This window comes from Candidatus Pantoea multigeneris (genome assembly GCF_011752615.1).
Classification (GTDB): Bacteria; Pseudomonadota; Gammaproteobacteria; order Enterobacterales; family Enterobacteriaceae; genus Pantoea; species Pantoea multigeneris.
In genome coordinates, this window is sequence record NZ_VWXF01000016.1 from 60,124 (window position 1) to 73,168 (window position 13,045).

Sequence of the window (13,045 nt, forward strand, 5' to 3'; positions counted from 1 at the left end):
TCAGCTCTGATTATGGATAATAATAGGCAAAGTCCGGCAGCTTGCCGCTTATCCAGAGTCCGAATTCTGCGCCAGAGGGGATCAATTGCTTATTTTTCACCCTATTCTGTTACAGTCTTTATAAATTCTCCTGTCAGCGTTAATCCTATAGTCCACCAATGAAAAACGCCACGTTAAGACGTGGCGTTAAGTCAATTTACTGTCAGATTTACACTCAGAGCATGTGCTGAGTTAATTCCGAATCAGGAACGCTTCATCATATCGAAGAAGTCGTCGTTGGTTTTGGTCATCGCCAACTTATTGATGAGGAACTCCATCGCGTCGATTTCACCCATTGGATGGATGATTTTGCGCAGGATCCACATCTTCTGCAGCTCTTCCTGGGAGGTCAACAGCTCTTCTTTACGGGTACCAGAGCGGTTGTAGTCGATAGCCGGGAAGACACGTTTTTCGGCGATTTTACGAGACAGGTGCAGTTCCATGTTACCTGTACCTTTAAATTCTTCGTAAATCACTTCATCCATTTTCGAACCCGTATCAACCAGCGCGGTGGCGATAATGGTCAGGCTGCCACCCTCTTCTACGTTACGTGCAGCACCGAAGAAGCGTTTTGGACGGTGCAGGGCGTTAGCATCAACACCACCGGTCAGAACCTTACCAGAGGCAGGCACTACGGTGTTGTAGGCACGCGCCAGACGGGTGATGGAGTCGAGCAGGATGATAACGTCTTTCTTATGCTCAACCAGGCGCTTAGCCTTCTCAATCACCATTTCTGCAACCTGAACGTGGCGAGACGCAGGCTCATCGAAAGTAGATGCGATAACTTCGCCTTTCACCAGACGCTGCATCTCGGTCACTTCTTCCGGACGTTCGTCAATCAGCAGTACCATCAGTACGCAGTCTGGGTAGTTATAGGCAATGCTCTGCGCAATGTTTTGCAGCAGCATGGTTTTACCCGCTTTTGGCGGGGCCACGATCAGACCACGCTGACCACGACCAATTGGCGCTGCCAGATCCAGTACGCGAGCGGTCAGATCTTCTGTTGAACCGTTCCCGCGCTCCATACGCATACGATTATTTGCATGCAGTGGCGTCAGGTTTTCAAACAGAATTTTATTGCGCGAGTTTTCCGGCTTGTCGTAGTTGACTTCATTAACCTTCAGCAGGGCAAAATAACGCTCACCTTCTTTTGGCGGGCGGATTTTACCAGAGATGGTGTCACCAGTGCGGAGGTTAAAACGGCGGATTTGGCTAGGAGAAACGTAGATATCATCAGGACCGGCGAGGTAAGAGCTGTCTCCAGAACGGAGGAAGCCAAAACCGTCCTGTAGTATCTCCAGCACACCATCACCGAAGATGTCTTCGCCACTTTTCGCATGCTGCTTCAGGATTGAGAAAATAATATCCTGCTTGCGCATACGCGCCTGGTTTTCCAGCCCCATATTTTCGCCGAGGGTAATCAGCTCAGAAACCGGCGTGTTCTTTAATTCGGTAAGATTCATAGTGATGGGTTCTTAAACTCGGGGTAATTCTCGAAATGTTTTTCGTGGAATGGTATGGCGCGAAATCCATGCCTGTTAATGGCGCTGTTTCTGGTCTTCTCGACGAACATCGTCAGACGTAAGCGACTGGAACCGAAGAGACGATAGAAACGGTGTGCCTATAAAGATGCTAACCGTCAGATTGTCAAACACGTCACGTATCTTTCGCGTTGTCCGGTTTAACAAAGGAATGCTTTAGATGCTAACTACAGGTAAGTGCGTATGGCAGTAAAAGTAACTTAGCACGCTATAGTAGGAACGTCTAGTGATGGCGAAAAAAATCGCTATCACCAGACGTTAGCCCGGCAGATTAAGCCAGGTTGGCGTTCAGGAAATCTTTCAGCTGGCCTTTAGACAGGGCGCCAACTTTAGTTGCGATGACTTCACCGCCTTTGAACAGCAGCAGGGTAGGAATACCACGGATGCCGTACTTAGGTGCAGTTGCCGGGTTCTCATCGATGTTCAGCTTAGTAACAGAAAGCTTACCTTCGTACTCTTCAGCAACTTCATCAAGGATAGGGGCGATCATTTTGCAAGGACCACACCACTCAGCCCAGAAGTCGACCAGTGTTACACCTTCAGCTTTCAGAACTTCGGCTTCGAAGCGGTCATCGGACAGGTGAACAATTTTATCGCTGCTCATGTTTAACTCCACAAGATTATGCCTGGCGAATTGGCGTAAATTTTACCAACGTTGCTTGACTTTATTTCATTGGATACGCTTTCGTAAAGCGATACTAAGCTGATATTCTACCACACTATGAGCAAAACACACTTAACCGAACAGAAGTTTTCCGACTTCGCCCTGCACGCAAAAGTAGTGGAAGCCCTTGATAAAAAAGGATTTCATAACTGTACGCCTATTCAGGCGTTAGCACTGCCAATCACGCTTGCTGCGCGTGACGTTGCGGGTCAGGCGCAAACCGGTACCGGGAAAACGATGGCGTTTTTGACGTCAACGTTTCATCATCTTCTCTCTCATCCTGCGCCTGAAGGGCGTCAGGTGAATCAGCCACGCGCTTTAATTATGGCTCCAACCCGCGAACTGGCGGTGCAGATCCATGCTGATGCAGAACCGCTGGCGCAAGCTACCGGACTGAAACTCGGCCTCGCTTATGGTGGCGATGGCTATGACAAACAGCTTAAAGTGCTCGAAAGTGGCGTAGATATTCTGGTGGGCACCACCGGACGTCTGATTGATTACGCCAAACAGAATCACATCAACCTCGGTGCCATTCAGGTCATCGTATTAGATGAAGCCGATCGCATGTTCGATCTCGGCTTTATTAAAGATATCCGTTGGTTGTTCCGCCGCATGCCTCCGGCAACGCAGCGTCTCAGCATGTTGTTCTCTGCCACCCTCTCCTGGCGTGTACGCGAACTGGCGTTCGAGCACATGAACAACGCCGAGTATGTGGAAGTGGAACCTGAGCAAAAAACCGGCCACCGCATCAAAGAAGAGCTGTTCTACCCTTCCAATGAAGAGAAAATGCGTCTGTTACAGACCCTGTTGGAAGAAGAGTGGCCCGATCGCGCAATCGTGTTCGCTAACACCAAACACCGCTGTGAAGATATCTGGGGCCACTTGGCCGCTGATGGTCACCGCGTCGGGTTACTGACCGGGGACGTCGCTCAGAAGAAACGTCTGCGCATTCTTGATGACTTCACCAAAGGTGATGTCGATATTCTGGTCGCAACCGATGTCGCGGCACGTGGTCTGCATATTCCTGCGGTAACACACGTCTTCAACTACGACCTGCCGGATGACCGTGAAGATTACGTTCACCGTATCGGACGTACCGGCCGCGCCGGGGCAAGTGGTCACTCAATCAGCCTTGCGTGTGAAGAGTACGCGCTGAATCTGCCAGCCATTGAAGAGTATATCGGGCACAGCATTCCGGTGAGCAAGTACAACAGTGATGCCCTGATGAGCGATCTGCCGCCACCGAAACGCCTGACGCGTAACCGCTCTAACGGCCCACGCCGTAGTGGTAATAACGCGAACCGTCGCGGAGCTCCGCGCAACAATAACCGTAAACGCCCGAGTTAACTCTACTATGCTAAGCGCATCGTCACTTTATGCTGCGATTGATTTAGGCTCAAACAGCTTTCATATGTTGGTGGTGCGCGAAGTGTCCGGAAGTATCCAGACTGTCGCGCGAATTAAACGTAAAGTTCGCCTGGCGGCCGGTCTGGATAAGAGTAGTCAGCTCTCTGCGGAAGCAATGGCGCGCGGCTGGCAATGTTTACGGCTGTTTTCTGAGCAGTTACAAGATATTCCCCCCGAACAGATTCGCGTGGTGGCAACCGCCACACTGCGGCTGGCAACCAACGCCGAAACCTTCCTCAGTGCCGCACGAGAAATTCTTGGCTGTGACATTAACGTCATCAGCGGTGAGGAAGAAGCTCGCCTGATTTATCAGGGCGTAGCCCACACAACCGGCGGTTCCGATAAACGCCTGGTGGTGGATATCGGCGGAGGCAGTACAGAACTGGCAACGGGAGATGGTGCCCACGCCTCGGTGCTGTTTAGCCTTTCCATGGGCTGTGTCACCTGGCTGGAGCGCTACTTTAGCGATCGCCATCTGGCAAAAGAGAATTTTGCTCAGGCTGAAGAGGCCGCACGGGCAATGATTGCCCCGGTCGTCTCGCGCTTGCGTGAGCAGCACTGGGATGTGTGCGTGGGTGCATCCGGCACCGTCCAGGCACTGCAAGAGATCATGGTTGCACAGGGCATGGACGAACGCATTACGTTGAGTAAGCTGCAACAGCTGAAGCAACGGGCGATTCAATGCGGCAAACTGGAAGAGCTGGAAATTGAAGGGCTGACATTAGAGCGTGCGCTGGTGTTCCCGAGCGGGCTGTCGATTCTGATCGCTATTTTCCAGGAGCTGAACATCGAAAGCATGACGCTCGCCGGTGGAGCCCTGCGGGAAGGGCTGGTTTACGGCATGTTGCATCTCCCTATCGATCGCGATATCCGTAGCCGTACGTTAGCCAACGTCCAGCGCCGTTTCAGCATTGATAGCGAGCAAGCTTCACGCGTTCACCAATTGGCAGAGAGCTTTTTCCGCCAGGTGAGCACGCCGTGGAAGCTGGATCGTCGATGTCGGGATCTGCTCCTCAGCGCCTGTATGTTGCACGAAATTGGCCTGAGCGTTGATTTCCGTCAAGCCCCTCAGCACGCTGCCTATCTGATTCGCTATCTCGATTTGCCTGGTTTTACTCCCGCACAGAAAAAACTGCTCGCCTGTCTGCTGCAAAACCAAAGCGGCAATATCGACCTGGCGCTACTCACTCAGCAAAATGCGTTGCCGCCACGTCAGGCAGAACGTTTGTGCCGTCTACTTCGACTGGCGATTATTTTCTCCAGCCGCCGTCGCGACGATACGCTACCCGCCGTTCGCCTCAACGCCGATGATGAAACGCTACACGTCACATTACCGGCTGGCTGGCTGGAAGCACATCCGCTGCGGGCAGAGCTGCTGGATCAGGAGAGCCACTACCAGTCCTATGTACACTGGTTACTGACCATTTCCTGAACCGTCGCAGTAAAGTGAACTGTGGTCGGGCTTAAAGCGGCTTTTCTAACGCTGCCAGCCCGTCCAACAGTGCGCCGCGCCACCAGGCAAAATCATGCCCGCCGGTGTAAATCGTCAAATCACTCTCTACGCCTGCCGCTTGCAGCCGTTGATAGAGTTGCTCAACATGTGGCACCATCACGCCTTCCAGTGATCCTACGCACAGCTGGACTCGCACCGTCTGTGGCACCCTCGCCAGCACATGTTCGCTCACCCATGACGCGTCTTTCTCGCTGAACATCAGCGGTCGCCGCCCCTTGTCTGGCGTCCACCACAGTGAAGGAGAGTGGCTGAGCACACAACCAAACACCTCTGGCGCATACAGGGCGGCCAACAGCGCAGTGACACCACCGAGGCTCTGTCCCGCAAGGATCGTTTTACTGCGCCCTGCCCAGAGTCGATCGGGATGATCGGCCCACACCTGGGGTATCAGACGCTGCGCAAGCTCCCGTACCAAAGCAGGATCGCCACCGAGTAAGGTGGCACGATCGCTATCATCCAGATTATCAATCCCCAGCACGGCTGTAGCGCCGATACGGCCACTGTCGTACGCGCTATCCAGCGCCCCCAGCACGCCCACGTGGTCAATCCATTTTTCACTGTCGGTCAGCACCAGCAACCCCAACGGGGTTGAACTGGCGACATCCGGTAGATACAGGCGCACGCGCCGCTGTTTTCCAGCCACCTGCTGCCAGGAGGTCACCAACATGCCGCGATGGGCATTCGGTGCATCGTGCCATTCAGCCTGCTCCGGTGCGCGATCCAGCGCCAGAATAGACTCCTGCGCCTGACCCCGTACGTTGATATGCGCCCGTTTATTCAGGGGATCAAACTGACCGACAAACGGCGTATGCCGCCCACCCAACTGGGCAATCACGTCTGATGGCGTGTCGAGCGGGATCTCTGTCAGGGTATAAGTGCCACGATAGGTTGCCGGGAGATGCAGCGTCAGCGTCCAGATATCGCTGCCGGGGATCTGCGACATCATGCCCTTGGCCACTTGCTGTTTGTCGGTGATGCGATTTAAAAAAACATAAACCCCTTGTAGCGACGCTGCGGATCGCCAGAGAAATGTGACTTCACGTACCTCCTCTGAGGGGCCGTTAGGGGCGATTAACGGCACGTCCACCCGCGCGACATCCTGCCAAAACTGAGCAACGTCGTTTACGCTTCGCGCGGCCAGTTGCTGACAAATGCGTGCGGTGGCATCGTGGGAAGATAAAAGTGGCGCGTTTCTCATTTCTGGCAATCCATAATATAAACAGGGTTATTTCTGCAATGATTTAATCAATGGATAATAACCTATATCAGAAATTCAAATAATTCCAGAAATGATAAAAACCACAAAAAAAATAGCACTACTGAGTAACCAGAGTAATTACATGGGTTAATTTACAAATGTTACATTACAACTATTAATATATATTTTACACCTCATCATTTCCTGTGCTAGCGTATTTATCGAAGCTCAATGCCGGGCTTCAGGCATATAACTCTCATTCGATTTCCTTTCAGGTTAATCGCAGCACTGCTGCGTGCTGAAATACTAAGAGTGTGAGTTATTCTTTACCGTAACTATATCCATCGTAAACTTCTGTTCCTGTAACAGAAGGGATGCGCTATATCACAGGATTATTCATGCAAAAAGGGTGGCATGTAGATATTCACTCTCTACAGCGTATAACCTGAGGAAATTCCTAAAATATATAACAATATAATTTGTACCGTTATTTCCTGGCGGATGTGTAGCACACATCATTCACAGGGAAGTACTGTCTTTTATATTTGTTGCGCACATCTGACAATGGAATAAATAGCTTACGTTAATAACGGCGATCAGGTTCTGAATACAATATCCCAGCACCTTACAGAGGATACAGCACCGATAAGCTCCATATGGTCGCCCGACAGGGGATCCCTTATTCGTCTGGAACAGGGGGTTTCATCACTTATGGCAGGAGAGGGATTTTCTCATGCGTATTCTGTTTGTAGGCCCACCCCTTTATGGTCTGTTGTACCCTGTGCTCTCCCTCGCCCAAGGCTTTCGCGCCAACGGGCATGAAGTGGTTATTGCCAGCGCCGGAAAGTTCGCCCAAAAAGCGGCTGAAGCGGGCCTGGTCACGTTTGATGCGGCACCCGGCTTCGACTCAGAAGCGGACTATCGCCGTCGCGAAAACCTTCGTAAGGAAAAAAACGTCGGGACTAAAATGGGCAATTTCTCCTTTTTTAGTGAGGAGATGGCTGACCGGCTGATGGATTTTGCCGGTGAGTGGAAGCCCGATCTCATCGTCTATCCGCCATTGGGTGTGGTTGGTCCCCTGATTGCGGCGAAATACAACATTCCCGTCGTGATGCAAACCGTGGGTTTTGCCCATAAACCCTGGCACGTGAAAGGGGTAACCAAATCCCTCTCCGAGGCCTATGCACGCCATGGCGTGACGGAAACACCGCGCGATCTGGCGTGGATTGATGTAACGCCCCCCAGCATGAGCATCACGGAAAATGACGGCGAGCCGATTATCCCGATGCAGTACGTGCCCTACAACGGCGGTGCCGTATGGGAAAAATGGTGGGACCGGACGCCGGGACAAAAGCGCCTGCTGGTAAGCCTCGGTACCGTCAAACCCATGGTAGACGGGCTGGACCTGATCTCCTGGGTCATGGATTCGGCGCACGAAGTGGATGCCGAAATCATCCTGCACCTTAATGCCAATGCACGAGCGGAACTGAGAAACCTGCCCACCAATGTGCGGCTGGTGGATTGGATCCCTATGGGTGCCTTCCTGAACGGCGCAGATGGCTTTATCCATCACGGCGGGGCGGGCAATACGCTAACGGCGCTGCATGCTGGCATTCCTCAGATCGTCTTTGGCCAGGGTGCAGACCGCCCGGTGAATGCTCAGGCGGTGGTTGATCGCGGCTGCGGTATCGTGCCGGGAGAGCAGGGATTAACCAGTGATTTGATCAACAGCTTCCTGAGTAGCGACGCGCTGCGCATCTCCTCACAGCAGGTAGCAGCAGAAATGGCGGCACAGGCTACGCCCGCCAAAGTCGCCGAACAGTTGGTTGCCCTGGTGAAGTAAGACCCGTGATTGCGCAGCGCTGTAGCGGGAAAGGAACTCACCGCCCGCCTGCGCCTCACCTTTTTAACTTGATGCCTGCGACTTAGCAGGCATCGTTTGCTTGCAGAAAAGGAGGCTTAATGCCCACTGCTCAATCTCAACCGCCTACGCGCTCCTGGATGGTTCGCCTGGCTGGCGTTTGCTGGGAACGAAAGAAGTTAAGCCTGATTGTGGTGCTGGCTTCCGTCTCGACGATTCTTTTCGCCGCCTTAACACCGCTCCTGACACGCCAGGCAGTTAACGATGCAATGGCCGGTAATCCGGCTCAACTCCCGTGGCTGGCGGCGGGCTTGTTGCTCATCGCCCTGTTCGATTTTATCGGCAACTATGTGCGTCGCGGCTATGCCGGAGAGCTGTCGCTCTGGGTGCAGCACACCCTGCGTGGCCGCGCCTTTGACAGTATTCAAAACCTCGACGGTGCCGGCCAGGATGCCCTGCGCACCGGCCAGGTGATCTCACGGACCAACAGCGATCTGCAACAGATGCATATCATGATGCAGATGAGCCCGGTCCCGCTGGCGGTACTGACCTATTATGTTGTTGGCCTCGGTGTCATGCTGTGGATGTCACCTTCTATGACGGTGATCGTGATTGCCGTGCTCGCCGCACTGGCCTATACCGCGCTGCATGCCCGCCGCCGGGTCTTTGCCCAGATGGGCCAGGCCTCAGACAATCTGGCGCAGATGACCGAACACATGCGCGAGGTACTGCAACAGATCTCCATTGTGAAATCCTGCGTGGCGGAACTGCGCGAGTTGAAATGGCTCGATCGCCAGTCACGTCGCATTGTGCGCGTGCGCATCGGTGCCGCAATTTCGCAAGCGATGCCAGGTGCAACCATGCTGGCACTGCCGATACTGGGCCAGATCGTCCTGTTAAGCTTTGGCGGCTGGTCCGTCATGAACGGGCGCATCGATCTCGGCACCTTTGTGGCCTTTGCCAGCTTCCTCGCCATGCTGACCGGCCCAACCCGCGTACTGGCTTCCTATCTGGTGATTGTGCAACGCACCCGCGCTTCGGTGGAACGGGTTTTCACCCTGATCGATACCCAACCGCAAATGCAGGATGGCACGCAAACTGTCGCCGGTCAGGTCACCGGCCTGACGCTGGAGCAGGTAGGCTTCCACTACAGCGGCGGAAAAAAAGAGGTCTTGCAGGATATCTCGTTCTCCATCCAGGCGGGCGAAACGCTCGCCGTGGTGGGTGCCTCTGGTTCGGGTAAATCTACCCTGTTGATGCTGCTGGCACGTTTCTATGATCCCACCAGCGGACGCTTGCTGTTGGATACCAACCAGGGCCAGCAAAATCTGGCCGATCTGCGTTTAGATGCCCTGCGCCGTCGCGTGGGTGTGGTCTTTGAGGATACCTTCCTGTTTGCAGGGACCGTGGCAGAGAATATCGCCTATGGCCATCCCGAAGCCACCGAACAGAGTATTCAGGCCGCGGCAGATGCCGCGGGCGCAACGGGGTTTATCTCGGCCTTGCCGAAAGGGTTTAAAACGCCACTGACAGAGCGCGCCAGTAATCTTTCCGGCGGGCAGCGTCAGCGTATCGCCCTGGCGCGAGCGCTGTTAACTGCCCCTAACCTGCTGATTCTGGATGACACCACTTCCGCCGTCGATGCTGGCACCGAGTCCGAAATCAACGCGGCACTGGGGCGCTATGCCGATGAGCAGCACATGCTACTGGTGATTGCCCGCCGCCGTTCAACCCTGCAACTGGCCAGTAAAATTGTGGTACTGGAACAGGGGCGCATTGTGGATATCGGCAGCCAGGCGGAGCTGGAACAGCGCTGTCCGACATTCCGCGCCCTGATGTCAGGCAGCGGCGAATTCCTCGAAAAGCCGCAGGAGAGCGTTATCGACCTGTGGCCGACGGCGTCAACCCAACCCGCGCAGGAGAAGACGGCACCCGCAGCAGCGGGCTTCCGCGATCGCATGAGCGAAGTGCCTGAACCGGCAGTGCAGGCTGCGCTGGCAGGTAAAGGCCGCCGCGTTGCGTCACTGCTCCGGCCGGTGAGCTGGATGTTCATCGTCGCTGCGCTGCTCATCGCCCTGGATTCCGCTTCCAGCGTTGGCGTTCTGCTGCTGCTGAAACGGGGCATCGACAGTGGCGTCTCTGCGGGCGATCTCACCACTATCATCAGCTGTGCCGCGCTGGCACTGGGTCTGATGGTTGTCAGTTGGTGCTGCTATTCGCTGCAAACCGTGGTGTCAACCCGCGCCGCCGAAAGCGTGCAACACACGGTTCGTTTGCGCAGCTTCGGCCAGTTACTGCGCCTTGGTTTGCCTTACCATGAGAAAAATGTCGATAGCCGCCTGACCCGCATGACGGTGGATGTCGACGCGCTGGCGCGTTTTTTACAGAATGGCCTTGCCGGTACTGCCACCAGCCTGATCACCATGGTGGCGATTGCCGTCGCGATGTTCTGGCTCGACCCGGTGCTGGCGCTGGTGGCGCTGGGTGGCATCCCGGTAGTGATCATCGCGACGCTGATCTACCGTCGCCTTAGTTCACCGGCGTATGCACAGGCACGAGTAGAAATCGGCAAAGTTAACAGCACACTACAGGAAAAAGTCTCTGGTCTGCGCGTGGTGCAGTCGCACGGACAACAAGGGGCAGAAGCAGCAAAACTGCGCACCCTGTCCGATCGTTTCCGCGCTACGCGGGTGAAAGCACAGAAGTATCTCGCGGTTTACTTCCCCTTCCTCACCTTCTGTACCGAAGCCGCTTACGCAGTGGTGCTGCTGGTTGGCGCCTCTCGTGTTGCCGAAGGGCAGATGACCGCAGGTGTGCTGGCCGCCTTCTTCCTGCTGTTGGGGCAGTTTTACGGTCCGGTGCAAACGCTCTCGGGTATTGTGGACTCCTACCAGCAGGCCTCAGCCAGTGCCCGTCATATTGATGAGCTGTTGGCAACGCCAGGCACAGAGAACCTTGATCCTGCGCCGCAGGCTCGCAGTCACGTTCTGCAAGGCGGGCTGACACTGGAGCAGATTAGCTATCACTATCCCGGCAGCAACGAGCCCGCACTGAATCAGCTGAATCTGTCGATACCTGCCGGTTCGGTCGTGGCGATTGTCGGGCGCAGCGGCGCGGGGAAATCCACCCTGATCAAGCTCCTTTCTGGTCTCTATCCCCTGACCGAGGGCAAGATTCGCATTGGCGAGCGTGCCATTAGCGATCTGCCGCTGGCAGATTACCGGGCCCAAATTGGGCTGGTAGAGCAGGAAGTCGCGTTGTTCAGCGGTGATATCGCCGGCAACATTCGCTATGCGCGGCCAGAAAGCAGCAACGCGGAGGTAGAGAATGCCGCACGTCAGGCGGGGTTACTGGATACGGTGCGCGCCTTGCCGCAAGGTTTCTCGACGCCGGTCAACAATGGCGGTGCCGACTTACCTGCCGGTAAGCGTCAGTTACTGGCTCTGGCGCGGGCGCAGTTGGCAAACGCACACGTGATGCTGCTCGACGAAGCCACCTCGCGGCTGGATCGCGCCTCCGAAGAGACGGTGCTGAATTCATTGATTACCGGAGCCCATCAGCACGGGCGTACTGCGCTGGTCGTGGCACACCGACTCACCACCGCCTGCCGCTGCGATGCGATTGCGGTGCTGGATCGTGGCCAGATCAGTGAATACGGTACGCATGATGAATTGCTGCAAGCCAACGGCCTGTATGCCAGGTTATGGCGGGACAGCAACGGCGCAGGTGCTGATAAAGATGCCGCAACGCTAGCGGTATAATCTGATGGAAAAGGCGTGGCGCAACCGGTGCCACGCCTTTTATCCCTTAAGGCGGGCAGTTTGCCGCAGGCAACGTTTTGTCCGGTGCTGCCATATCAAACAGCGCACGCTGGAAACCGGCGTTAAACATCTCGCCATGGTTCAACTCAGGGAACGACCAGTCTGCCACGGCCAGGCCACGGCTGCGCAACGCCGGTAGGGTGGCATGTACCCGGCTGACGGCATCCGCCACCGCACCCGCTTTGTTCTTGCCTGGAATCGGGCTACCTTCCATAAAGATCAGCTGCTTATGGCACACTTTATGCGGATCAATTTGCGTCATCTCATCCAGCATCCCGATGTAATCACGGTTCAGGGACGGGCTCGTCGCATAGTAGCGATTAAACAGACTGGAGCTGCGCCAGCTATCCAGCACATACAGGCCACCCAGCGAATGTCCCCAGATCCCGCGCTGATGGCTGTCAATCTTCAGCCCTTTTTCCGCCTGCGGCGCAATGGTCTGCTCTAACAGCTGACGGAAAATCAGACCGCCACCGCAGGGCCTTCCACGCGTCGCCTGCTGTTGGCACAGGCTGCCAGCCATATTGACGGGCGGCGTATCATCATAGGCACGCGCGCTCAGGGCAAAAGGCTCATCGGTCTGATACCCCACCACCACCAATACCGGCGGATTTTGTTGGGACAGCTTTTGCAGGAGACTATCGGAAAGGCGATCCATCACGGCATTGCCATCCAGCATATACAACAGGGGATAGCCTGCCGCTGGCGCGGGTTTGTCCGGGATCGCGGTCCAGACTTTGTAGTGGCGCTGACCGTCTACGGAGTCAAAGGTGTTCACAGTGAAATGGTAAAACGCAGAGCCTTTGTCTGCGATATTGGGCCCCAGCGGGGTCATATCCGGCCGGGCAAAACTGCTACCCGTCGCGAAAAGTGAAGCGGTAAATACACTCAGCTGTAGCGCCAGGCGCAGGGTCTTACTGCGGAATAACCTCTCTCTCACTGCCTTATTCTCCCTGATAGTGCTGCGGTTCAGAACGCAAAACAGGCTGCGGGGAGAGCGT

Annotated in this window: 8 protein-coding genes; 4 read left to right on the forward strand and 4 right to left on the reverse strand. The window is 55.1% G+C overall.

Annotated features, from left to right (window positions below):
* Positions 1–242 precede the first annotated feature (242 nt).
* A complete protein-coding gene (rho, locus tag F3J40_RS23610) occupies positions 243–1,502 on the reverse strand; it encodes a transcription termination factor Rho (protein WP_017345717.1) in 1,260 nt (419 codons plus the stop codon).
* Between the two features lie 349 nt (positions 1,503–1,851).
* A complete protein-coding gene (trxA, locus tag F3J40_RS23615; RefSeq protein ID WP_167018521.1) occupies positions 1,852–2,184 on the reverse strand; it encodes a thioredoxin TrxA in 333 nt (110 codons plus the stop codon).
* A 117-nt stretch (positions 2,185–2,301) separates the two neighbouring features.
* On the opposite strand from trxA, the gene rhlB reads away from it, so the two are divergent.
* Positions 2,302–3,591, forward strand: coding sequence for an ATP-dependent RNA helicase RhlB (gene rhlB / locus F3J40_RS23620; protein WP_017345715.1), 1,290 nt, complete (start codon positions 2,302–2,304; stop codon positions 3,589–3,591).
* Between the two features lie 7 nt (positions 3,592–3,598).
* Positions 3,599–5,083, forward strand: a complete 1,485-nt coding sequence (gene gppA, locus F3J40_RS23625; protein ID WP_026042375.1) for a guanosine-5'-triphosphate,3'-diphosphate diphosphatase — start codon at positions 3,599–3,601, stop codon at positions 5,081–5,083.
* A gap of 31 nt (positions 5,084–5,114) precedes the next feature.
* Here the strand turns inward: gppA and F3J40_RS23630 are convergent, their stop codons facing one another.
* Positions 5,115–6,362, reverse strand: coding sequence for an alpha/beta hydrolase-fold protein (locus tag F3J40_RS23630; RefSeq protein WP_167018523.1), 1,248 nt, complete (start codon positions 6,360–6,362; stop codon positions 5,115–5,117).
* Positions 6,363–7,095: 733 nt separating this feature from the next.
* Between F3J40_RS23630 and F3J40_RS23635 the strand changes: the two genes are divergently transcribed.
* Positions 7,096–8,205, forward strand: a complete 1,110-nt coding sequence (locus F3J40_RS23635; RefSeq protein ID WP_167018525.1) for a glycosyltransferase — start codon at positions 7,096–7,098, stop codon at positions 8,203–8,205.
* A 119-nt stretch (positions 8,206–8,324) separates the two neighbouring features.
* On the forward strand, positions 8,325–11,984 hold the full coding sequence (gene iroC, locus F3J40_RS23640; protein ID WP_167018527.1) for a salmochelin/enterobactin export ABC transporter IroC: 3,660 nt from the start codon (positions 8,325–8,327) through the stop codon (positions 11,982–11,984).
* Between the two features lie 46 nt (positions 11,985–12,030).
* Here the strand turns inward: iroC and F3J40_RS23645 are convergent, their stop codons facing one another.
* Positions 12,031–12,984 (reverse strand): alpha/beta hydrolase, encoded by a 954-nt coding sequence (locus F3J40_RS23645; RefSeq protein WP_369410969.1) that lies wholly within the window; start codon positions 12,982–12,984, stop codon positions 12,031–12,033.
* Between the last annotated feature and the right edge of the window lie 61 nt (positions 12,985–13,045).